The organism is Actinosynnema sp. NPDC004786 (assembly GCF_053601135.1).
Map to the genome: position 1 here is coordinate 1 of NZ_JBSGBG010000043.1, position 22,017 is coordinate 22,017.

The following is a 22,017-nucleotide window of genomic DNA, read 5'->3' on the forward strand; positions in this document are numbered from 1 at the left end:
GGGTAGTGCTTCATCACCATCTGAACGGGACTCCTGTCCACCCGGATCGTCAGGATCCAAGTGTGTCTGGTGTCCAACATCAAGGGTCAGGGCCCATTTGGCGGCGCGGTGATGTGTTGCTTGCATCGTGTCGAATTGCCCGGATGGAGCAGAAGGGTGTGTTTCCCGTGACGGATGCGGTGGCCGGTGGTGTGGTCGATCGGCAGCACAACAGGAAGTTGCTGGTGAGTGTGTTCAGTCCGCAGGAGGCGAGGGAGGCGGTGTTGGGTGGTGCGCGGATCGTGGACAGTGAGGATCCGCGCAGCGCGTTGGGCAATATCAAGCCGCAGGCGATCATGACGATCTCGGACGCGGTGTTGAACTACACGCGTGATCACGAGGTGCAGTTGAGCACCAACATCGGTGAGGACCAGTTGTTGTTCCGGCGGACCGACACCGGGCACGCGGTGGAGAAGTCGCCGTACGAGATCGCGGGCAAGGCGTCGCAGGCGGCGTTGGGCGTGGCGGTGTCGATGGGCACGAGGGTGCACCCGTGCAACATCATCAAGGTGGGGTTGGACGGCATGTACCTGCCGATCCTGCGGGAGGTGCTGGGCGAGGTCGTGACCACGCTCAACCGCACCGAGCAGTTCAGCCACTCCCAGGTCATGTCGGTGCTGTTTGCCCAGGACCTGCGGCTGTGGCGGGAACGCAAGCACAACCCGTTGGTGTTGCGGGAGCTGGTGGCGCTGCGTGAGTTCTCCCCCACCACGCTGGCCTCGCCGGTCGACGACATGATCGACCTGCTGGACTTCTACCAGTACCTGACCGACGCCGACGGCAAACCGTTGTTCGACCACCGGCCCACGCTGGAGGAGCTCGTCGCGGCGGCGGTGCTGCCCTCGTGGTCGGACACCACCAAGGTGAAGATCAACGATCCGTTCCCGCACTCGGAGTTCGGGCTGACGCCTGCGGAGCGGACCGACCGCGAGGCGATCAAGAAGATGGTCGACGCCACCGCGGACTCCGGGGCCGACGGGATCATGCTCGACACCAGCATCCTGTTCAAGGTGGCGCGGGTCGGCCTGGTCGACACCACCGAGCCCGTCGAGCCCACGGACGCGACCGCGCCGTCGATCGTGGACTTCAACCGGTTCGACGTGACCGGGATCGGTGCGGAGGCGTTGGTCCGCAAGGGCATTCTGTCGGTGGAGGACATCCGGTTCTTCGTGGACTACTGCCATTACCGCGGTGTGGAGGCCAATCTGGCCGGGTCGCTGCAGAGTTACCAGGCCCAGCAGATCTGGCGGCTGGTGCCCGGCACCGACCAGGTGTCCACCCGCGGCGGGGCGTCGGCGATCCGGCGCGACCCGTCCCAGCCGCCCGGCCAGGACGATCCGGTGGCGTCGCGGCGTGACCAGGTGATGATGCGGCAGCTGGTGCAGGGGCTGGTGCCGCCCGAGCAGGGCGGCTACGTGTGGTTGCCGAAGAAGATGAAGGGCCTGGAGGGCATCGACAAGGCCGTCACCAGGTTGCAGGAGAACTTCCCCGACATCACCACCGTGTACTGGGCCGACGAGTACGGCCAGCTCGAGCCGTACTGACCCCGGACACGGAAGGCGATCACCATGACCGACACCCACAGCACCACCGGCAGCCCCGCCGTCGCCGATGGCCGGCCGATCGCGTCGAGCGACCTGGGCGCGGCGGATACCGAGACCGGGTATCCCGTGCCCGAGCGGCCGATCATGAAGTTCACCTGGCACACCGGCGCGTGGTTCGACGTGTTCGAGCTCCATACCGCGCTGATCAAGTCCGACCTGGCCCGCGCGCACGCCGAGGGCCGGGCGGTCGTCTACCTGAGCTGCCCGATCAGCTCCCGCGGCGGCGGCCATTTCGCGACCAACGTCGACATCGCCCACTACACCGCCCGGCGGCTCACCGACGAGTGGGGCGAACGGTTCTTCTTCCTCAACCCCGCCGACTACCAGCTGGAGTCCCGGCAGGGCACCGGTCTGATCACCCGCCACATCCAGGCGTTGCAGCACAAGTACCCCGGCCTCACCCTGGAAGGACTGCTGCGGCAGGCCCAACCCACCGGCGGGGACTACATGCGGATGTGGTCGCGGGTGTTGATCGAGGACGACTACCTGGCCGACCCCGCCCGCAAGGACCGCAAACTCGGCGGCGCGTTCGACGCCTACTACTTCCTGGGCCCGAATGACGCGCGGGAGTTCTTCGCCCGCCGCAGCGGCGGCGACTCGCTCACCGACCGCATCGACGGCTACTTCGCCCGCCGTTACAGCACCGACCGGCAGTTCCTGCTCGACTTCGCCACGGTCGAGGACGGCGGCACCCGCCGCCTGTTGGACCCGACACGGCCCGGGGACGCGCTCGTCTACGAAGCGCGCCGTCGGGCGTTCCTGGTCTACTACGGCACCAGGGCGAGCACGTCGTTCAGCCTGGGCGCCCACGACGAGTGGAACATCCACCACCGGCTCAACCAGGCCCGCCGCCGCGACACCGCCTACGGCCTGGGCGAGGAGATGGCAGGGTTCTTCGACGGCCGCCAGCTCTCGCTCGCCGACACCGAGCACGAGACCCACCCCGGCTACGAGGTCGTCGAACCCGCCACTCGCGCCGACGCCGCTCCGGCGGGCGCGGCACGCTCCCTCACCGCCCCGGACGGGGAGATCGTGCTGGAGGGCAGGCCCGCGGACGTGGCCTGGCCGTTCGGGGTCCTACCGGACCAGGTCGTCGCACCACGCCGATCACCCGACTCGCTCACCCCGAAGGGGGCACCGTGATTACGACCCGCTCACGACACGGCAAGGCCCTCGTCCTCGGCGTGGCGGCGGCGCTGCTGTGGCCGTCGACCGCATGGGCTGTTCCGACCGGGTCGTTCATCGCCGGGCAGGTGGAGGTGCACGACGTGCAGGGCGCCGGACACCGCTCGCCGTTGGTCGGGCAGGCGGTGACCAACGTGCGGGGCGTGGTCGTGGCCACCGACCCGCGACGCAAACTGTTCTGGCTGCAGTCGACCAGCCCGGACGGAGATCCGGCCACCTCCGAAGCGGTCCAGGTCGTCGCCGAGGACACCGACCTGCGGCCCGGTGACCACGTCCTGGTCTCCGGCACCGTGCAGGAGCACCGCGGCGGCGGCGACACCGCCGAGAACACCAACCTGTCCGTCACCCGGATCGACGGCCCCGCCACGGTGGACCGGCTGGGACGACACGGGCTGCCCGAACCGACCCTGATCGGCGCAGGCGGCCGGGTCCCGCCCGACGCGGTGGTCAAGGACAACACCACCGGTGACGTCGAAACCGCTGGCGGTGTCTTCGACCCCGCCACCCAGGGGCTGGACTTCTACGAGTCCCTGGAGGGCATGTACGTCGCCGTGCAGGCCCCCGTCGCGGTGTCGCCCACCCTCGCAGGCTCGGGTGGTGTCGACCGGGTCACCGTCGTCGCCGACCGGGGCGCGGCCGTCACCGCCCTCAGCGCCCGCAGCGCCCTGCCCGCCCGCGAACACGACCGCAACCCCGAACGCCTCATCCTCACCAGCGCGATCACGCCCGGCGCGGTGCCCGACGACATCGACGTCGGCGACCGGCTCTCCACCGCCCGCGGGGTCCTGGACTACCGCTACGGCGCCTACGAGATCCCCGCCACCACACCGCTGACCCGCACCCCCGCCGGACTCCAACGCCAGACCGCCACCCCCGCGGGCGAGGGGGAGCTGTCGGTGGCCACGTTCAACGTGGAGAACCTCTCCGCCGTCTCCCCCGCCGGCAAGGTCGCGGAACTGGCCCGCACCATCCACACCAACCTCGCATCCCCGGGCATTGTCATCGTCGAGGAGATCCAGGACGACGACGGGCCCGCCGACACCGGCACCACCACCGCCGCCCGCACCTGGCAGACCCTGATCGACGCCATCGTCGCCGCGGGCGGCCCCCGCTACGACCACCGGCAGATCGACCCGCTCGACGGCGCCGACGGCGGCGCCCCCGGCGGCAACATCCGCGTGGGGTTCCTGTTCCGCACCGACATCGGCCTGTCCTTCGTCGACCGGCCCGGTGGCGACGCCACCACCGGCGTCCACGTCGCCCCCGACGGCGGCCTGAGCATCAGCCCCGGCCGCATCGACCCCGGCCACCCCGCCTTCGCCCACACCCGCAAGTCACTGGCCGGCGAGTTCGACTTTCGCGGCACCCGACTGATCGTCGTGGCCAACCACCTCAGCTCGCAGCGCGGCGACGACCCCATCTTCGGCCGCCATCAACCGGCCCGCACGCCCAGCCGCGTCCAACGCGGCGGGCAGACCGCGGTCCTGGCCGACTTCGCCCGCGACCTGCTCGCCCGCGACCCGGACGCCCGGCTGCTGCTGGCCGGCGACTTCAACGACACCGAGTATTCGCCGCCGGTGCGCACCCTGACCGACCTCGGGCTGCTGGACCTGCCCACCACCCTGCCCGAACACGAGCGCTACACCTACATCTACCAGGGCAACGGCCAGGTCATCGACCACATCCTGCTCAGCCCGCGCCTGACCCACACCGACCACGACTACGACATCGTCCACGTCAACACCGAGTTCCACGACCAGGTCAGCGACCACGACCCCCAGATCGTCCGACTGCACATCCACCAGCCACACACCCGGTAGACGCGTCGGCGTCGACGGGAACCCGGTCCCCACCGCCCCAGACGACCACCCCGTCACTGAGAAGGGCGGAACCCCGCATGGCCGACGAACTCGTCATCCCCACCACCGGCACCCGCGTCCCACCACTGCCCCGCGCTTGGATGAACCCCGACGTCGAAGCCGCCTACGACCTCAGCATCGCCACCTGGGGCATCCCCAGCAACCTCTTCCGCACCATGGCCCACCATCCCACCCTGGCCATCACCGAAGTCCCCTACGCCAACTCGATCATCTTCGACACCGGCGAGCTCACCGACATCCCCAACCCCGACACCACCCAAGGCGGCACCGTCCGCTATCCCACCTCGGGCTTCCTCGACCGCGTCACCAAAGAACTCGTCATCAACACCGTCAGCCTGCTCAACCGCAGCCGCTACTCCATGACCCATCACACCGTCATCGGCTACAACACCCTCTCCGAACACCTCCCCCACCCGGACCCCGACACCCGCGCCCGCCAGGCCGAGGCCATGCTCCTGCGCCTGGTCGACGGCCACGGCAACCCCACCTTCGACCACCCCGACGCCCCGCCCTACACCGACCTGCACCTGGCCTGCCTCCGACTGGCCGCCGCCACCCAGGCCCACCCCCACGCCGTCACCGACGACCACGTACACCACACCCACCAGGTCCTGCTCGACCACGCACCCGCCGCCATCGCCGCCCACGGCCTCGACCAGTACCCCGGCACCGACACACCCGCCTATCACAACGCCTACGCCACCGGCATGCTCGTCGAACTCACCTGGCTCACCGTCCACTTCAGCGGCCTGCTCAACGTCTGGTTCACCGTCCTGCACACCTACGACGAAGCCGACGTCACCGAAGACGAGATCGACTTCATCGCCGTCTACAACACCACCGTCCCCGCCAGCATCCGCCGCCGCAACAACAGCCTTCTCGGCGCATCCGGCTGGGGGGACGCCCCGACCCGGGATCCGGAGTCCGTACCGCCTCGGGCGGTCGTGACCGCCGGGTAGCCGATGACGACCCATCCGTAGAGGTGAGTCGGCTGTTCACCATCGGACCCGTCCCGGCCAACGGTGCTGTCACAGGGGGGCGAGTGTGGTCGACCGACAGCGTTCACACAGTTCCCTGCCGGGTTGAAGGAGGTACATCTCGTTGCCGCAGCGGCATCGCGGCCAGGGCGGACGCTGTATCACCGCGGCTTCTTCGTGCTTGGGGTAGTCGCAGCCGCGTGACTCTGCCGTCCTGGGGTGGCGTGGTTGGGGCTGTTGGGCGGGCTGGTAGTCGCCGGTGGTGCCGGTCAACTGGCGGAACAGCGCGGCGCCCTCGGGCGGAACGAGATAGACGCGCTGGGAGGTGAAGGCCAGCGGGACGGCCTGCTCGTTGGGTATCAGTTCGGCGACGTCGTCAACGGTCAGCGTCGGCCAGGGAACAGGTTTGGGGTGGTGCCTGCCGCAGTGCCCTCGTCCGTTGGCGGGGCAGTGGTCGAATTCCGTGATGGTGCAGCGGGCGGCACGGATCTTGCGCAGTCCGGTCGCGGTGGCCGCCCGCCGGGGCGGCAGGTTGTCCCAGGAGATCCGGTTGCAGCCCACTGACGGAACCCTGTGGAGCCACTTCGGACTCCGATCGGCATCGGCGAACCACACCGGCAGCCATCCGGCGCGATGCGACCGGATGGTCCGGTTGACGGCCGTGGTGACGGCGATCCGTGAGCGCTGTACCTCGATGCCGGTGGGGCGCGGTCCGCGGATGGCGACGTCGAGAATCGACCCCGTGTCGGTGGTCAGTTCGGTGCACGCGTCGTACCCGGCGTCGCGGGCGGCGCGGTACCAGTACTCCTTCTGCCGCTTGTGCTCATCGCTTTCCACCGCGATGACATGGCCGTCGTGCGCGTCACCGGGGAAGTGCGCCGCGATGTACTTCCCGTCGCGCACGCGGATGAGGAGCTCGTCGCGACCGGGCAGCGCGTCCTGCAGGCACAGCAGGACGCGATCACCCTTGGAGATCTGCCGGTGCAGCGCGGTGATCAACTGGTAGTCGGCGGACGAGAGGTCCGACAGGTCCATGTCGCGTTGTTCGGGTACGTAGTGCACGCGAGTCGTCATGACGCAGCTCCGCATTCCGCATAGCCAGTCCTGCCCGGTCCTTCAACGCAGGGTAGGCCGCCCCACCGACAGAACAGCGCCCCCCGCGGCCGCGACCGAGGGCTAGGCAGGTGCGGGAACGGCTCAAGCCGGGCCGGTGCCATGAGCGATGGGGCGCCGGAGGAGCCGCCTCGCAGCATGGTGCCTTCGTTCGGCCGCGGTTCGGTGCGGGACTGCGGACGGCACTCCGGCACGGTCGGCTCGTTCGGGGCGGCCGCCCCGAACGTCGGGCACGCCTTCGCCGATGTGGACGTCGAGTCCGACGGGCTGTCGATTTGAGTGGGACGGGACGGCCCTCGGTGTGCGTGGTATTCGTTTTCCCCGACCGTGACCCCGGTACCGAGGGCCGTTTCCCGCGTGTAGCGCGGAGGCGACTGTGTGCCGCTATACGGCGGGCCGGAGCAGTGCCCGTGTGATCGGGTCGACGCCCGGCATATTGGTGACGTCCTGGATGATTTCGTGTAGTGCGCTGGTCCAGCGCTGCTGGAGGTGATCGAGCAGTTTGATTTCGATTTCGGGTGCGACGTGGTCGTAGATTTGTTGGATCTTGTCGGGGAGTTTGTGGCCGAGTCGGCGGGCGCGGGCGACGTCGGGGATGCCGTCGGCGATCATCCAGGTGTTGTGGCTGTGGCGCAGTCCGTGGAAGGTCAGTCCGCGTTTGACCGGGTGGACGCGGATGGGTGGGTCGGTGCGGTGGTGGTTGCCGTCGGCGGCGGGGCGCATGGCGCGGCGGGAGAAGTTGGAGCGGCGGAGCAGCTGGCGTTCGGCGGTGACGAAGACGTGCGGGTGGTCGTGGGTGTCGAGGTGGGTACGCCACAGGTCGATCAGGAACGGTGGGAGGGTGATGGTGCGGGCGGACTCGGCGGTCTTGGGTGGTCCGAGTTCGAGGGTTCGGTCGACTTCGTGCAGGGCGCCGATGTCGGGGTCGATGACGAAGCAGCCGTCGTCGAGGTGGGTGTTGAAGCGTCGTAGGCCGGCGAGTTCGCCCCAGCGTGCGCCGGTGTAGGCGGCGCTGATCAACAGGACGCCGGCCCAGTCGCCGACGAGCGTCGCGGCTTGCAGGGCGATGCGCAAGACCTGTTCGGGGGTGGCCCAAAGGATTTCGCGGGCGCGGTGGTGGCGGCGTCGGCCTCGGCGTCGGGGGCGGATGGGGTTGGCTGGGATGATGCCTTCGTCGGCGGCGTCGGCGAGCATCATGTTGAGCAGTTTCATGATTGTCTTGACGGTGCTGTGGGCCAGTCCGGCGGAGCGGAGTTGGGCGGCCCAGGTGTGTGCGGCCAGGTTGCCGAGTTTGTCGAACGGAACGGTGCCCCAGCGGGGGACGATGTGGTTGCGGGCGAGGCTGCGGTACTGGGCGAGGGTGGTGGGGGCGACGTCGATGGAGCCGAACCACGGTTCGACCCAGTCGCCGAACGGCATTCGGCCGGCGGCCGGGTCGACGGTGTGTCCGCCGTTGTTCTCCCGGTTGATCCGGCGCGCCTCGTCTTCCGCGTCGTTTTTGCTGGCAAATCCGGAGAGGGAGCCGAGGGTGCCGTCGTCGCGCAGGTATCGGACACGCCAGGTGTTGTTGCCCGACTTTTCCGCGTAGGCCATTGATGTGATCCTTCGAGGCGTTTCGATGCGGATTGTTGACGGACATATGGATGCATTGTCCGCAGGAGACGATCAAGCGTGTCGTGGTGGTTTCCCGTATCGGGTGACGGTGCCGGCGGGTGCCTGGCGACTGGCGGAGGCGATGTCCTCGATGTCCTGTCTGGCGAAGCGGAGGTGTTTGCCGAGGAAGCGGCAGGGGACGGCGCGGGCTGCGGCGCGGCGGCGCAGCCATGAGGGGCGGACCTGGAGCATGGCGGCGGCTTGTTCGGGTGTGTAGAGGATCGGCGCGGTGTCACCGGGGTCAGTGGTCTCCGGCCGCGAATCTGCGACGGGGAGGTCGGGTTCGATCGGATCCTGTTCCGGTGCCGGAGGTCGGGGTGGGCGAATGGCCGGCGGGTCTGCGGTCGGCGGGCCGGCTGGTGGCGGGGTGGAGGGACGCAGGCGGCCGGGGACTCGTCGTGCGGGTTTCATGGTGTCCTCGCGGGGGTTGCGGGCGGTGGTGGTGTCGGTTCGGGTCGCGTGTGAGGGACTGCAGGACCCGGTCGTGCCATGTGAGTGCGAAGCGGAGGCAGTTGGATTCGCTGCGGTGGCTTGGTGTGCAGCCGGGGGTGTAGCGGCCGGTCAGGCTCCAGGACGCCGAGTCCGAGCTGGTATGGCGTCGGCGTAGCGAGCGAGGCCGGTGAGCTTGACGCCGAAGCCGTGCAGGCGCAGTGCCCGGTCGGCCAGGGAGCGCATGATGCGTTCGACGTCGGCGGTGTGTTGTCGGCGGCAGACGCTGCCGACGCCGACCAGGGGCAGCGCGGCGAGGTCGATTCCGTGTCGTTCGTACAGGTCGGCGCAGCGGTAGTAGTCGTCGACGGACTGGCCCTGCAGGACGGGGATGATCGGAGGTCGGGGGCGAGGTCACGCAGCCGCAGGTAGTTGGCGACGGTGCGGTGTTGGTGGGTGCGCAGGCTGAGTCCGGTGCGGGCGAAGACGTGGTTCTCGGTCATCCAGTCCTGGGGTGCGGCCCAGTCGAGGTTCCCGATCTCGGTGACGTAGCGGCGGACCGCGGTGGCGTAGGCGGCGGGGTCGGTGCGCCAGCGGCCGTGCAGGGACAGTTCGGTGAATCCGCCCGAGTCCAGTGCCCAGGGGCCGCTGGCGCGCGGCAGGCTTCGGCGGTCGGCCAGGCGTCGGTGGCTGACCAGCATCGGCACGCCGAGGTCGAGGGCCAGCCAGGACGGTTGGTGGGTGCCCAGGTAGAACTTCACGACGTCGCCGTTCGTCGGGCGATGCCGGTGCCGTGCAGGAGGGCCAGGGTGAGGACGGTGGCGGCCGTCTTGCCCGCGATCTGTCCGGGAATGGCGGTGAGGTCGCCGAAGGCCAGCGGAACGAACAGCACGCTGTCGACCACGAGACCGGCCAGGTTCGACGCTGCGACCGCGCCCAGTCGGGTACGTGGGCGCAGCCGCGCGTAGACGAGGGTGTCGAGGATCTCCGAGGCGGTGAACGCCACAACGCAGGCCACCGCGATCCGCGGCGTCGCCAACACGGCGGACAAACCGGCCGCGGCCACGATGCCGACGGCCACCCCGCGTACGCCGAGGACGTCGTGCAGCAGGTCCCGGCCGGTCAGGCTCACGCCTGCCGCCAGGGTGCCCGCCGGTACGAGGAGCCCGGCGACGAGGATCGGCGGCCAGGTGACCGAGGCGACGTTGGCGGCGATCACCGACAGCAGGTATCCGGCCATGGTCGTTGCCGCGAGCACCGGGCGACGCCTCGTCGCGGACGACACGCCCGGCGGCCGCGCACGATCGGCCGCAGAGCTCGTGGCGGCGCTCATGCCACACGCTGCCCGGCGGTCGTTGCCGCCGGGGTGGCGGCCGGTTCGCCGGAGCGGCACGACCACGGGGAACAGCCGTCCGGGTCGCCGTCCTCCGCGCTGTCCGATTTCGTTGTGATCAGCCGTAGGTGGCGTCGGGTTCGCGCGGGGGCGTCGAGGTCGACCTGGTCCAGCGGGAGGCAGGAACGGTGCAGGAAGTACTGTCCGCGCAACTGCTGGCCCTGCGTGGTGGCGTGGGGGTAGCCGTGGCGGATGGCGTGGTCGAACTCGACGGCTTCCGCCCAGCCGTCCGGGTCGTGGTCGCGTATCCAGCGCCAGCCCGCGTTGCCGTGGAACGGGCATCCGACGCAGGCGGACTTGACCGTGTTGCCGAAGCCGCGTTCGGCGAGGAAGTCGACGCAGCGGGCTCGGTCGAAGCCGAGGTCGAGCAGCGGGAAGACGTTGCGCAGGAACCGCAGCCCGGAATCCTTGGCGCGGCCGATCTCGTCGACGCTGATGCCGATGGCCTGCTCGGCGTACACCCCGCGCGGCACCCGGAGGGGATGCGGATAGCCCAGCAGTTCGCGGGCGGCCTTCTTCAGCGGAATGATCTTGTATTCAGAGGTGCATTGCCTCCGAGCGAGCCCTCGAGAGCCGTCGGGGTTGAGGGTGTGCAGCGGCATCGAGACGAACCGGTGCTTGGGGTCGAGGGCGTCGGCGCGGATGTCTCCCGCCGAGACCCGGCGTACCGGGATGCCCTTGCGCTCGGCGTACGTGGCCAGTCGTTGCAGGTTGGCGTAGACGGCGCGGGGTTCCCAGCCGGTGTCGGCGAACAGCGCGTAGTCGAAGCGCGAGATCTCGCCTTCGCAGGCGAGCAGGAGCACAGTGGTGCTCTGCACTCCGGCCCCAAGGGACAGCAGTCGCAGGGCGGGCCCGCGATCGGGCACCGCCGGAATTCGCGCGGTCATGCCGCAGGCACCTCCTCGCCGGCCCGCGGCCGGCGGTCGGCGTGGAGAAACTGGGCGAGGTCGTCCAGCAACAGCGACACCGCGTGGGCGGCCTGCCTGGGGACCACGCCGTTACCCAGCGCCCGCAGCTGCGCGGTGCGGGGCAGACCGAGGTCGGTGACCCACCCGGCGGGTAGGCCCATGAGGTGTTCGACGAAGGCGGGCGCGAGCACCGGGCGGCCGTGTGTGCCGGGTTGGGTCGGGTGCGGTGCCGGGCGACCGAGCACTGCCTCCCAGCGACGGATCGCCGCTTCGTAGACACCCCAGTCCACGAGCGCGGACGACGACCAGACAGTCGGCTCGTCGACGGGGCCGCAGGTCGGATCGGGCACCACTACGAAATGGCGCCTCCCGCGCGGTCTGCGGTAGGTCGGAGCAGCCGGAGGACCGCCGAGGGCAGCATCAGATCGCCCTTGGAGCCCCGTTGCGCCGGGCAGCCCTTCGTGCCGTCCGTGGCACGCGGGGTCGGAAGCAGCGCCCGCGGTGGAGTCAGGGAAAGCACCTGTTGCGACAGCGGCGGCCGGAACCCTCGCCCGGCCTTGCGGCCCACCGTGCCGGTGTCCGACGCCCGCGGCGTGGGCAGCAAACGAGGCTGGGCAGGCGGTGTCGGGCCATCCCAGCCGTCCGCGGCTGCGGTGCCGTCCGACGAGCCGTCGCGCGCGGTCGGCGTCGCCGCCTTCCCCGCTTGGCCGGCCGTGTCGGGGCACGCGGAGCCAGGCGAGCAGGAACACCCGTTCCCGGCGGTGGGCGGCTCCGACGTCGGAGGCGCGGACGCTACGCCATGCCGCGTCGTACCCCGCTTCGGCCAGGTCGCCGAGTACACGGTGGAGTCCGCCGTTGCGCCAGCGCAGCGCGGCGACGTTCTCCACGACGACGAGCGCCGGTCGTAGTAGGCGAAGGCCCGCCACGATGTCGGCCCAGAGTCCACTGCGGCCTCCCTTCTCGATGCCCGCGCGTTTGCCAGCGGCGGAGATGTCCTGGCACGGGAACCCGACGACGAGCACGTCGACGGGCTCGATCGCGGTCCAGTCGATGTGCCGCAGGTCGCCGAGGTTGGGCACGCCCGGCATCCGGGCGGCGAGGATGCGTTCGATGTGCGGATCGGGGTCGGCGACCCAGGCGATGCGGCCGCCGCCGAGCGCGGCCAGCACGCCGAGGTCCAGGCCGCCGTATCCGGTGCACAGCGACCCCACGATCGGACCGGTTTCGGCGCGTGAGAGGTCTCGCCTCGGCCCCGGCGGCTTCGCCGGAGCCGAGGCGGAAGCGAGCGGACGTGCGGCTCGCGCACGGGGCGAGCGGGGTGAACGGTGCCGGGTCATGCCGCCCGGCTTTCGTGCGCGGGACCGTCACCGCGGTGGTCGGCGGACCGCGTCGTCCGGAACCGCCCGAGGTCGGTTACGGTCGCGGCGGGCCCGGCGGCGGGCTTGTGCAGGGCGGTGCGGAAGACGAGGACGTCCTCGTGGGCGATCAGGTGCAGCGGCAGCCCGGCCTCGCGCTGCTTGCGGATGAAGTCGCGCTGGAAGAAGCTGCCGCGGGCCACCAGATCGGTGGCGGCGACCCGGGCCAGCAGCACGACGTTGCGCTCCACCGGGATCAGCCCGGCGGTACGACCGCAGGCGAGGATCTGGGAGGGCAGGTCGATCAGCTCGGCGTGCTCGCGCCACGGGCGGATGGTGACGGCGATGTGCCCGCCCGGCTTCAGGAAGGTCCGTAGGGCGGTGAGGATGCGGGTGAACCCGGCCAGCAGTCGGTGGTGGCCGATGTTGGCGAGGTTGCCGCGGTCGAGGGTGTTGCCGTAGCGATGGTGGTACTTATGCACCCCGGCTCCGGGTGCGACCGACACCCGACCGTGGGTCGACGGGCCGTAGGGCGGGGAGGTCACCACCAGCGCCGCCTGCCCGACGTACTCGGGCGGCAGCAGCGTCACGAGCTGCCGGGCGTCGCCGTGGAACACCCGCGCGTCGTGGTCGAGGCCCTGCTCCCGTGCGAGGTCGAGATTCGCGTTGGCAACCTCGACCCAGTGCGGTTCGTACTCGACGCCGACGGCGCGGCGGCCCAGGCGGACGGCTTCGACGAGGGTGGTGCCGATGCCGCACATCGGGTCGAGCACCAGCTCGCCGGGCCGGGTGTAATGGGCGACGGCGTGCCGGACGACCTCGGGCAGCATCTTGGCCGGATGCGCGGCCGACCCCGGGACGTAGGTGTTCTTGCGCTGGGTCTTCGCGTCGTTCTGCGCGGTGGCCCACACCGAGACCGCGGGCGGCTCGGACCGGTCGCCGCGCGGCCCGTCGCCCGGCGTCGTATCCACAGGGTCGTCCACAGCGGTGGGCGGTGCGTCGAGCGCGTCGGTGAGCGTGCGCGGGACGTGCCGGGTCGACTCGTCGTCGATCGCGTCGGTGGTACCGGCCGGGGCGTTCGCGTCGGTGTCGGCGGAGGTCCGGGTGGCGTGATGACGCGTCACGGGCGTGCCTTCCTGGCGGGACGGACCGGGTCGGGCCGAGTCGAAGGTGCGCGGCGCGCTCATCGGACGTCTTCCTTCCGCACGGGAACGTCCGTCGGAGGTCGGTGGTCGTGCGGCTGGGCGAAGACGAGGACGTCGGAGTGGATGCGCCGATGGGGTGCGGGCAGTCCGCGCACCAGCGCGCGGTGCCGCGCACGGCCCTGTGCGTCGTCGCTGTCGGAGTGGTCCGACGTGCCATCACAGCGGTGGTCGGGTGGCGTGTCGGCAAGGTCGAGGCGGCCGTCGCGGACGGGTGCGTGGACGGCGACGATGTGCTGGAGGTAGAGCAGGTCGGCGTTCTGCCCGGCGGTCACCACGGCACCGGTCGGATCGGTCAACTCACCGGTCATCCAGTCACAGTGCGTGAGCACTACGAGGATGCCGCCTGCTCGCAACAGGCGTGCCGCCTGCGGCGCGACGAGGTCTGCAGCGCGGACATCGGAATGGTGTGGAGGCAGGCTGGTGATGACCAGGTCCGCGCTGCCGGCGGTCGTCGACCGGTCGTGCTGCGCGGTGGCTTCGATGGCGACCGCCGGTTTAGCCGGGGCGGCTGCGGAAGCCAGGCCGGAGTCGTTGACGAAGTCCGCCCAGAAGGGGCGGGAGGCCGAGCGGGTCACGGTCGGGTCGGTCGGGGCGTGCTCGACGCGCACGGCCCGGTCAAGGTGTTCGATCGTGCGCACGGCGTCGGCCAGTTCGCGGTTCGGGTCGGTGCGCGGCGCGTGGTCGATGACGCCGTCGATCGCCGCCGGAACGGTTCCCGGTGGTTCCTCGTCGGTGGTGGGCCAGGTGAGCAGGACGACCTGTGCGGCGGGCTGGCTGAACGACGTGACGATCCGCTCCACGAGCGCCGCTGGCCACGTGGCGTCGAGGTCGATCGGGTGTGCGGCGGTCCAGACAGTGGCCGGGGTGGGTGTGGAGGCCGAGCCGCGCGAGCGGGAACGGGTGGTGTCCCTGGTGGGCTTGGCGAGGCTGACGCGGGTGGTGGTCGGGGCGGTCGGCCAGGGACGACGGTCCTCGCCCCGCCGCCCGCCGGGGCGGGGTGAACTGGCGTTGGTGCGCCGTCGGGATGGGTGGCTGTCGGAGTGCTCGGATCGGGTCACGGGATCCCCCTCGCTGAGGCTGGCGTGCCCTGTCGATGCAGGACGTGACGACACCCGAGAACTCCGAAATACAGGCCCTCCGGGGACATTCGGCGAGCCTCTTTTCCGGATGACTCCACGCCCTGTTGAAACTGACGAAGGCTTACGCCTACGTTCGCGCATGCCAGGAGGGTCGACGGATTTCGCGCGAGACGGTGGCGGTGGGTTTTCGACACGGAGTCGTCGCCTGGCCCGACTCGTCGCTTCCGCGCCGCTGCCTCCGGACACCGCTATGACCGGACTGGTATCGAACTAGTACCGGCCTCGACAAAGTGCAGTTGGAGGGTATTACCGCCGCGCTGTCGAGGATCTTGAATACACAGAGTCGATGATCACGCCCACCATGAAAGTGGATCTTCGAGTGATCGGCGAGGCTCCTGCGGAAGGTCGCCGGTACTTTTGCGGTACTAGTCCGGTACCAGTTCGGTAAGTGTTTGGTACTACCCGCTGTGGCGTCCTGGGCGAGTCGTTGTTTTCGACTCGTTTCGGGAGCTGTTCCATGACTTCGTATGACGTCGTTCCGCGTTCGGGTTTCGAGCGTGGTGACATGCCGTTGGACGCCGTCCGGTCGGCGTTCGAGTGGTTGGTCGTCGGCCCGCACCCGGTGGGTGTCGACGGCCGGTTGTTCCCCGGCCTGCCGGCGCGGCGGGTGCCGCTGGACGAGCTGCGCGACCGGCTGCTGCACCGCCGTTGCCCGCAGGCGCTGCGGGACGCGGTGTGGGCGCATGTGGTCCTGCTCGCCCGTACCGAGGGCGGCACCTGGACCGTCGGTGCGGTCGGTGTCGCGTTGCCCGCGCTGATCTCCATCGTCGCCACGCTGTCGGCGAAGTTCGCCGGCGATCCCCGTGACATCCACGCCGCCGTGCTCGCCGGGTTCGTCGCCGAACTCGGAGTGGTGGACCTGCGTCGGCCGCGCATCATGTTGCGGTTGCGGTGGGCGGCCTACCGCGCCGGCCACGCGGCCGTGCGCGAGGCACTCGACCGGCCGGTGCCGTTCAGTCCGGGGTTCCGCTCGACCATGCCGCCACCCCCGTGGGGGCACCCGGACTTCGTCCTGGCCCGCGCGGTCGCCGAGGGCGCCATCACCGCCGTCGAGGCCGAACTCATCGGCTCCACCCGCCTGGAGGGCGTGCCCCTGGCCGACGCCGCGGCGGTGCGCGACCTGTCCTACGAGGCGGTGAAGAAAGCGCGCCGGCGCGCCGAGCACCGCCTCGTCGCCTACCTGCTCGACGACACCGCCGACACCGCGCACGCCGGCGCGGGCCAGGACGATCCGGCGACCCGGGCGGTCGACTCGACGGTCATCACCACCGCCGCCCGGCGCACGACCGGCACCGCCGGTTCGTCGCGCACCGTGACGGCCTTGCGGAAGCGCGCGCCGCGGAAATCGCGGGATCGTGTGTCCCCGCAGGACGGATTTTCCGGAGTTCACGGGTGCGGGAGGAGCTCGGCCTCCCCCGCGCCCACCACCTCCTCGCCCGAGCCGCCGCAGCGGCCGTCGGGTTCGACTCCCGGAGCGTCGCGATGCGCCTGACCTATACCCCTGTCCTTCCTCGCCACGTCGACAACCGACACGTCGACAGTCCCGCACCGGGCCACCGCGCAACCAGCTCACACCTCCGTCCGGCCACCTGCCCCGACCCCGGCCCGCGCGGCCGGTGGGCCGCGATCCCTCCGACCTCTCCTGCGGTTCGGGGGCGCGCGTTTCGTCGGGTGCCCGTGCTCGCCACGATGGTTCTGCTGGTGCTGCTCGCCCCGGGGGCGGTCGCCCAGGCGGACACCGTGGTGCTCGCGATCGCGGGCACCGTGGACGAGGTCCTCGACAACATCCGCAACTGGTTGATGGGCATCCTCGCCGGGCTGGCGACGGTGTTCCTCACGGTGGGTGGTGTGCGTCGGGTGTTCGGCGCCGGTGACCCCGGTGAGCAGGAGAAGGCCAAGCAGGCGTTCAAGTCGGCCGGGATCGGTTACGGCCTGGCCGCGCTCGCCCCGCTGGTCGTCACCGTGCTCCAGGGAATCGTGGGGGCCTGACCATGGCCGCCGCACCCACTGCGCCGCACCGGCACCAGCCGAACGTGCCCTCATCCGAACCCGAGCCTGCATCGCCACCGATCGGCGCCGCCACCGCCGGGCGGGCGGGCCGATGGCGACATCGCACCGTGTGGGTGGTGCTCGCCGGTGTGGTCACGGCGCTGGCCTGCACCGTGCTGTCGGCATCCGCGCAGCCCGCCGATCCGTGTGCCGGCCCGGGGCCGTTCCCTGTGCCGTGTTCGCCGAGCACGACGGGCTCGTCGACGGCATCGCCGCCAACGACGGTGCCGTCCACGACAGCGCCGCCGAACCCGTGCCTCACTCCCCCGCCGGGCCGGCCTTCGCCGCCGCAGTGCCTGCCCGCACCGACGACCTCGTCGCAACCCGTCGGCACGCCGACGGTCACCGCACCGGCGCGCCCGGCGGAGTCCGACTGCGGGATTCTCAACCCAGGCGCGTGCATCGGAGAGGGCATCGCGGGATTTCTGCACCTGCTGGTCGGCGAGTCGCTGAACGTCTTGTTGAGCTGGGTGGGCAGCAGCCTGCTGTCCACGCCGACACTGGCCGACCTTCCCCGTGTCGGGGAGATCTGGGAGCAGTCACGGCTGTTCGTGGTGGCGGTCTACTCGCTACTGGTAATGCTGGCCGGGATCGTGCTGATGGGGCACGAGTCCGTACAGGCCCGCTACTCGGCACGTGAGATCGCGCCACGCCTCGTGGTCGGGTTCCTGGCCGCCAACCTTAGCCTGATCGTGGGCGATCACGCCATCCGCCTGGCCAACGCCGCGACCATGGCGGTGCTCGGTGACGGGCTCGATCCGCAGACCTCGGGCAAGGCGGTCACCGAGCTGTTCGTCGGTATCGTGGCCAACTCACTGGTCACCGGTGGGCTGTTCGCCGGGGCACTGTCGGTGGCGCTCACCGTCCTGCTGGTCGCGCTGCTGGTCGGCTACATCGTCCGGGTCGCGCTCACGGTGATCCTGCTGGCAGGGGCGCCGCTGCCGCTGATGTGCCACGGTCTCCCCCAGACCGAAGGATTGGCGTACTGGTTCTGGCGTGCCGGGGCCGGGGTGCTGGGCATCCAGGTCGGCCAGAGCCTCACGCTGATCTGCGCGCTGAAGGTGTTTCTCGAACCGGGCGGTTTCCGCTTCTTCGGCGCACCCACCGCCGACGGGCTGGTCAACCTGGTCGTCCTGATCGCGCTGGTGTGGATTCTGGTGAAGATCCCGGGCTGGGTGCTGCGACAGGTCCAGGTCGGCGGCGGACGCCGGTCGTTCGTTGCCGGGATGGCACGCGCGTTCGTCTTCGGCAAGGCGATGGGTCTGCTCGGCGGTCGAGGGACAGGTGCCCGCGCCGCGTCCACAGCAGGGGGTGCGGGGCACGGTGCCCGCACGCCGCGAGGGCGTGACCCGGTGTGGCCCGCGCCGGTGCGGGAGTGGGGCGGCATCGGCGGCGTGTTCAGCCCCGAGGCGATCGGACGTCGCCTGCACACCCACCATGCCCGGGAAGTCGCGCGGCGGCGCACGGTGTCCGGTCAACAGCACCTGCGGTTCCTCCAGCCCTCACCCCAGACACCGACGCACGACCTGGCCGGCTGGAGTCCCGCGGGCAGCACCACCACACCCGTGTTCCGCGCCGCCTCTCCCGCCACCGACGACTCGTCGGAACCCGTTCAGCCACCGATCGGCACCGTCGCGGCACCCGTGTTCCGCACACCGGGAGAGGACTACCGTCCCCGGTCCGCTCCACCCCCGACGCGCGCCGCGCCCGTTCCACCCGAGCTACGGTTCCGCCCTCCCACCGACGAGGCTGCCGTCGCACCGGGCCGGCCGGCCGGACGTGCCGAGGCACCGGTGTTCCGACCGGCCTCGCCGCCACCGCCCGGTGCACACGGCCGACGCACCAGGACCCACACACCCGCACCCGTGCTGTTCCGGGCACCGGGTCCGCCCGCCACGCCACCGCCACCGCCCGGTGGTCCGCCGGCGCGAAGTGGTGTTCCTCCGGTCCCTCCCGCACGCCCTGGGCGGCCGGCGCGTCCGGGAGGTGAGCAGCGGTGAGTCACCCCGTCCGTATCCCGGCCGATGTCGACATGCACGACCGCGTGCTCGGCCCGCTGACCGCACGCCAACTGGCCGTCCTCGCCGCCACCGCGACGGTGCTCTACCTGATCTGGGCGGCCACCCGCGCGTTCCTGCCGATCCCGGTGTTCGCGGCCTTCGCCGTCCCGGTCGGCGCGGCGGTGGCGATGCTCGCGTTGGGCAAGCGCGACGGGATGCCGCTGGACACGCTGCTGCTCGCCGCCATCCGACAGCGCCTGGCCCCGCGCCACCGCGTCGCCGCCCCGGAGGGCGTGCGACCGGCACCCGCGTGGCTCACCCCGACCGCAGACCGGACCACCGGCGGCAGGGGCCGCGTCGAGCGACCCGAGCACGTGTCACCCTCGGCGCTGCGGCTGCCGGCCGAGGCGGTCACCGAGACCGGCGTGGTGGACCTGGGCGGTGACGGGTTGGCGGTGGTCGCGGTCGCCTCGACGATGAACTTCGCGCTGCGGACCCCGACCGAGCAGGAAGCGCTGGTCGCCTCGTTCGGCCGCTACCTGCACTCGCTGACCGCCCCCGTGCAGGTGCTGGTGCGCACCGAACGGCTCGACCTGACCGCCCAGATCGCCGAGCTGCGCGACCGCGCGGGCGGGCTGCCCCACCCCGCGCTGGAGGCCGCCGCCGTCGAGCACGCCGACTACCTCGTCCAGCTCGGCCGACAGTCCGACCTGCTGCGCCGCCAGGTGCTGCTCGTGTTGCGCGAACGGTTCGACGGCTCCGTCCCGACCGACGGTCCCAGCGGCCCCGGTCCGCTGGCAGTACTCGGTGCGATGGCGGGCATGCGCCGCAAGCGAACGGGAGGCGAGGCTGCTGCGGGAGTGCGGCGGGCGGCGGAGTCGCGCCTGGTGCGCCGCCTCGGCGAGGCGATCGACCTGCTCGCCCCGGCCGGAATCGTGGTTACTCCGCTGGATGCCGGGCAGGCCACGGCGGTGCTGGCCTCGGCGTGCAACCCCGACAGCCTGCTCCCCCCGTCCGCCGGGCTGGCCGGGGCGGACGAGGTCATCACCACGCCCGGCTCGGACCCCATCGACGACGTCGACGGCTGGGGCCACGAGGACGAGAGGGGATGGTCCTGATGGTCTCCCGTACCCGAGGCGACCACAGCCGGGTCGCCCCGACGGGGGCGTTCTCCGGAGCGGCCGCGTTCACTCCCGACGCGCTGTCGGTCGCCGCGCGGCACGTGGAGGTCGGCGGTGAATGGGTGGCGTCCTTCGCGGTGGTCGGCTTCCCGCGCGAGGTGCACCCCGGCTGGCTCGCGCCGTTGCTCACCTACCCCGGCCGGCTCGACGTGTCGCTGCACGTCGAGCCGATCGACCCGGCCACCGCCGCCTCCCGGCTGCGCAAGCAGCTGGCGAGGCTGGAGGCCGGGCGGCGGCACACCGCCGAGCACGGCCGCCTGTTCGACCCGCACGTCGAGGCCGCCACCGAGGACGCCTACGACCTGTCCTCCAGGGTGGCCCGCGGCGAGGGCAAGCTGTTCCGGGTCGGGCTGTACCTGACCGTCCACGCCACCTCGCAGAAGGCGCTGGCCGACGAGGTGGCCGCGCTGCGATCGCTGTGCGCCTCGCTGCTGCTGGACGCGAAGCACACCACCTACCGGTCGTTGCAGGGCTGGGTGTCGACGCTGCCGATGGGCCTGGACCTCATCGGGATGCGCCGCACGTTCGACACCTCGGCGTTGGCCGCGGCGTTCCCGTTCACCAGCCCCGACCTGCCCGCCCCCGACCCCACCTCGGTCGCGGCACCCTCCGGGGTGCTCTACGGCTACAACGTCGGCTCCCAGGGCTTGGTGCACTGGGACCGGTTCGGCGACGGGATGCACAACCACAACGCGGTGATCCTCGGCCGGTCCGGCGCGGGCAAGTCCTACTTGGTCAAGCTGGAACTGCTGCGATCGCTGTACCGGGGCATCGAGATCGCCGTCGTCGACCCCGAAGACGAGTACGCCCGCCTCGCCGCCGCGGTCGGCGGCACCTACGTCCACCTCGGCGCACGAGGCGTCCGTCTCAACCCCTTCGACCTGCCCATCGCCACCCGACCCGACGGTCACCGCACCGCTCCCAAGGACGCGCTCGTGCGTCGGTCGCTGTTCCTGCACACCGTTATCGCCGTCCTCGTCGGTGGAGCACTAGAGGCGACGGAGCGGGCGGCGTTGGACCGGGCGATCGCCGCGACCTACCAGAGCGTCGGGATCACCGCCGACGCGCGCACCTGGACCCGCCCGTCACCGAAGCTACGGGTCTTGCGCGACCAGCTCGCCGGTGCCGGGCAGGCCGGCGACCGGGCCGCGGGCGAGCTGGCCGCCCGGTTGCACCCGTTCGTAGAGGGCGCGTTCTCTTCCCTGTTCGACGGGCCCAGCAGCGTCAACCCCGAAGGGCACCTGGTGGTGTTCAGCCTGCGCGACCTGCCCGACGAGCTCAAGGGCATCGGCACACTGCTCACCCTGGACGCGGTCTGGCGGCGGGTGTCCAACCCGGCCATCCGCCGCCCGCGCCTGGTCGTGGTCGACGAGGCGTGGCTGCTGATGAAGCAGCCCTCCGGCGCCGAATTCCTGTTCCGGATGGCCAAGGCCAGTCGCAAGCACTGGGCCGGGTTGACGGTGGCGACCCAGGACACCGCCGACGTGCTCGGCAGCGACCTGGGCAAGGCGGTCGTGGCGAACGCGGCGACCCAGATCCTGCTGCGGCAGGCGTCGCAGGCCATCGACGAGATCACCCGGACCTTCGACCTCTCCGCCGGGGAGCGCGCGTTCCTGCTCGCCGCCGACCGCGGACAGGGCTTGCTGTCGGCAGGGACGCAGCGGGTGGCGTTCCAGAGCATCGCCTCGCCGACCGAGCACTACCTGGTCACCAGCAACCCGGCCGAACTCGCCGCCTACAACGACACAAGCGACACCGGCGGGCCGGTCGACGACGGCGAGGCCACGTTCGTCGACCTGGGCTTCGACGGAGACGAGTTCGGCTCCGACACCGACTTCGGCCACGACCAGGTCCATCTCGACGCCGCCTGAGCCGCGCACACCACCACTTCCTCCGCACCTCTCCCG

18 protein-coding genes and 1 pseudogene are annotated in these 22,017 nt (G+C 71.0%); 10 read left to right on the forward strand and 9 right to left on the reverse strand.

What is annotated here, in order from left to right:
* Window positions 1-143 precede the first annotated feature (143 nt).
* The 4 genes from ACWEFJ_RS30520 (at window position 144) to ACWEFJ_RS30535 (ending at window position 5,667) form a co-directional block, all read left to right on the forward strand.
* Entirely contained in the window at window positions 144-1,583 is a 1,440-nt protein-coding gene (locus tag ACWEFJ_RS30520) for a (5-formylfuran-3-yl)methyl phosphate synthase (RefSeq protein WP_449715824.1), read from the forward strand.
* 24 nt (window positions 1,584-1,607) lie between these two features.
* Window positions 1,608-2,786 (forward strand): hypothetical protein, encoded by a 1,179-nt coding sequence (locus ACWEFJ_RS30525; RefSeq protein WP_449715825.1) that lies wholly within the window; start codon window positions 1,608-1,610, stop codon window positions 2,784-2,786.
* Window positions 2,783-4,648, forward strand: a complete 1,866-nt coding sequence (locus ACWEFJ_RS30530) for an endonuclease/exonuclease/phosphatase family protein (protein WP_449715826.1) — start codon at window positions 2,783-2,785, stop codon at window positions 4,646-4,648. Before ACWEFJ_RS30525 ends, ACWEFJ_RS30530 begins: the two co-directional genes overlap by 4 nt.
* A 140-nt stretch (window positions 4,649-4,788) precedes the next feature.
* The gene (locus tag ACWEFJ_RS30535) at window positions 4,789-5,667 is read left to right on the forward strand and encodes a hypothetical protein (protein WP_449715827.1); all 879 of its coding nucleotides are present in this window, start codon (window positions 4,789-4,791) and stop codon (window positions 5,665-5,667) included.
* Between the two features lie 69 nt (window positions 5,668-5,736).
* Here ACWEFJ_RS30535 and ACWEFJ_RS30540 read toward each other — a convergent pair whose 3' ends face one another.
* Window positions 5,737-6,759 carry a hypothetical protein gene (locus tag ACWEFJ_RS30540; protein ID WP_449715828.1) on the reverse strand — a complete coding sequence of 341 codons (1,023 nt, stop codon included), beginning with the start codon at window positions 6,757-6,759 and terminating at the stop codon, window positions 5,737-5,739.
* 177 nt (window positions 6,760-6,936) lie between these two features.
* On the opposite strand from ACWEFJ_RS30540, the gene ACWEFJ_RS30545 reads away from it, so the two are divergent.
* Window positions 6,937-7,077, forward strand: coding sequence for a hypothetical protein (locus ACWEFJ_RS30545; protein ID WP_449715829.1), 141 nt, complete (start codon window positions 6,937-6,939; stop codon window positions 7,075-7,077).
* Window positions 7,078-7,182: 105 nt separating this feature from the next.
* Here the strand turns inward: ACWEFJ_RS30545 and ACWEFJ_RS30550 are convergent, their stop codons facing one another.
* The 8 genes and pseudogenes from ACWEFJ_RS30550 to ACWEFJ_RS30585 all read right to left on the reverse strand — a co-directional run bounded on the left by ACWEFJ_RS30550 (window position 7,183) and on the right by ACWEFJ_RS30585 (window position 14,799).
* Window positions 7,183-8,391: a tyrosine-type recombinase/integrase gene (locus ACWEFJ_RS30550; protein WP_449715830.1), complete on the reverse strand. Its 1,209-nt coding sequence runs from the start codon at window positions 8,389-8,391 to the stop codon at window positions 7,183-7,185.
* 72 nt (window positions 8,392-8,463) lie between these two features.
* Window positions 8,464-8,862 carry a helix-turn-helix domain-containing protein gene (locus tag ACWEFJ_RS30555; RefSeq protein ID WP_449715831.1) on the reverse strand — a complete coding sequence of 133 codons (399 nt, stop codon included), beginning with the start codon at window positions 8,860-8,862 and terminating at the stop codon, window positions 8,464-8,466.
* Window positions 8,863-9,012: 150 nt separating this feature from the next.
* Window positions 9,013-9,581 (reverse strand): annotated as a pseudogene (locus ACWEFJ_RS30560) (deazapurine DNA modification protein DpdA family protein).
* A 56-nt stretch (window positions 9,582-9,637) separates the two neighbouring features.
* Window positions 9,638-10,213, reverse strand: coding sequence for a VUT family protein (locus ACWEFJ_RS30565; protein WP_449715832.1), 576 nt, complete (start codon window positions 10,211-10,213; stop codon window positions 9,638-9,640).
* On the reverse strand, window positions 10,210-11,160 hold the full coding sequence (locus ACWEFJ_RS30570; protein ID WP_449715833.1) for a hypothetical protein: 951 nt from the start codon (window positions 11,158-11,160) through the stop codon (window positions 10,210-10,212). The genes ACWEFJ_RS30565 and ACWEFJ_RS30570 overlap by 4 nt, the downstream gene beginning before the upstream one ends.
* On the reverse strand, window positions 11,157-12,392 hold the full coding sequence (locus ACWEFJ_RS30575; RefSeq protein WP_449715834.1) for a DNA cytosine methyltransferase: 1,236 nt from the start codon (window positions 12,390-12,392) through the stop codon (window positions 11,157-11,159). Before ACWEFJ_RS30575 ends, ACWEFJ_RS30570 begins: the two co-directional genes overlap by 4 nt.
* Window positions 12,393-12,514: 122 nt before the next feature.
* Window positions 12,515-13,723 carry a TRM11 family SAM-dependent methyltransferase gene (locus ACWEFJ_RS30580; protein ID WP_449715835.1) on the reverse strand — a complete coding sequence of 403 codons (1,209 nt, stop codon included), beginning with the start codon at window positions 13,721-13,723 and terminating at the stop codon, window positions 12,515-12,517.
* On the reverse strand, window positions 13,720-14,799 hold the full coding sequence (locus ACWEFJ_RS30585; protein WP_449715836.1) for a hypothetical protein: 1,080 nt from the start codon (window positions 14,797-14,799) through the stop codon (window positions 13,720-13,722). The genes ACWEFJ_RS30580 and ACWEFJ_RS30585 overlap by 4 nt, the downstream gene beginning before the upstream one ends.
* Before the next feature lie 586 nt (window positions 14,800-15,385).
* On the opposite strand from ACWEFJ_RS30585, the gene ACWEFJ_RS30590 reads away from it, so the two are divergent.
* The 5 genes from ACWEFJ_RS30590 (at window position 15,386) to ACWEFJ_RS30610 (ending at window position 21,981) form a co-directional block, all read left to right on the forward strand.
* On the forward strand, window positions 15,386-16,372 hold the full coding sequence (locus ACWEFJ_RS30590; protein ID WP_449715837.1) for a hypothetical protein: 987 nt from the start codon (window positions 15,386-15,388) through the stop codon (window positions 16,370-16,372).
* A gap of 197 nt (window positions 16,373-16,569) precedes the next feature.
* Complete coding sequence (locus ACWEFJ_RS30595) at window positions 16,570-16,869, forward strand: pilin (RefSeq protein WP_449715838.1); 300 nt, start codon at window positions 16,570-16,572, stop codon at window positions 16,867-16,869.
* Window positions 16,870-17,006: 137 nt separating this feature from the next.
* Entirely contained in the window at window positions 17,007-18,929 is a 1,923-nt protein-coding gene (locus tag ACWEFJ_RS30600; RefSeq protein WP_449715839.1) for a hypothetical protein, read from the forward strand.
* Entirely contained in the window at window positions 18,926-20,047 is a 1,122-nt protein-coding gene (locus tag ACWEFJ_RS30605) for a PrgI family protein (protein ID WP_449715840.1), read from the forward strand. The genes ACWEFJ_RS30600 and ACWEFJ_RS30605 overlap by 4 nt, the downstream gene beginning before the upstream one ends.
* Window positions 20,047-21,981, forward strand: coding sequence for a VirB4 family type IV secretion system protein (locus tag ACWEFJ_RS30610; protein ID WP_449715841.1), 1,935 nt, complete (start codon window positions 20,047-20,049; stop codon window positions 21,979-21,981). The genes ACWEFJ_RS30605 and ACWEFJ_RS30610 overlap by 1 nt, the downstream gene beginning before the upstream one ends.
* The last annotated feature ends 36 nt before the right edge of the window (window positions 21,982-22,017 follow it).

Bases quoted from the DNA above. Each gene is read 5' to 3' on its own strand.
- ACWEFJ_RS30520 (WP_449715824.1), top strand. From the start codon at position 144: ATGGAGCAGAAGGGTGTGTTTCCCGTGACGGATGCGGTGGCCGGTGGT.
- ACWEFJ_RS30525 (WP_449715825.1), top strand. From the start codon at position 1,608: ATGACCGACACCCACAGCACCACCGGCAGCCCCGCCGTCGCCGATGGC.
- ACWEFJ_RS30535 (WP_449715827.1), top strand. From the start codon at position 4,789: ATGAACCCCGACGTCGAAGCCGCCTACGACCTCAGCATCGCCACCTGG.
- ACWEFJ_RS30540 (WP_449715828.1), bottom strand. From the start codon at position 6,759: ATGACGACTCGCGTGCACTACGTACCCGAACAACGCGACATGGACCTG.
- ACWEFJ_RS30545 (WP_449715829.1), top strand. From the start codon at position 6,937: ATGGTGCCTTCGTTCGGCCGCGGTTCGGTGCGGGACTGCGGACGGCAC.
- ACWEFJ_RS30550 (WP_449715830.1), bottom strand. From the start codon at position 8,391: ATGGCCTACGCGGAAAAGTCGGGCAACAACACCTGGCGTGTCCGATAC.
- ACWEFJ_RS30555 (WP_449715831.1), bottom strand. From the start codon at position 8,862: ATGAAACCCGCACGACGAGTCCCCGGCCGCCTGCGTCCCTCCACCCCG.
- ACWEFJ_RS30565 (WP_449715832.1), bottom strand. From the start codon at position 10,213: ATGAGCGCCGCCACGAGCTCTGCGGCCGATCGTGCGCGGCCGCCGGGC.
- ACWEFJ_RS30570 (WP_449715833.1), bottom strand. From the start codon at position 11,160: ATGACCGCGCGAATTCCGGCGGTGCCCGATCGCGGGCCCGCCCTGCGA.
- ACWEFJ_RS30580 (WP_449715835.1), bottom strand. From the start codon at position 13,723: ATGAGCGCGCCGCGCACCTTCGACTCGGCCCGACCCGGTCCGTCCCGC.
- ACWEFJ_RS30590 (WP_449715837.1), top strand. From the start codon at position 15,386: ATGCCGTTGGACGCCGTCCGGTCGGCGTTCGAGTGGTTGGTCGTCGGC.
- ACWEFJ_RS30595 (WP_449715838.1), top strand. From the start codon at position 16,570: ATGGTTCTGCTGGTGCTGCTCGCCCCGGGGGCGGTCGCCCAGGCGGAC.
- ACWEFJ_RS30610 (WP_449715841.1), top strand. From the start codon at position 20,047: ATGGTCTCCCGTACCCGAGGCGACCACAGCCGGGTCGCCCCGACGGGG.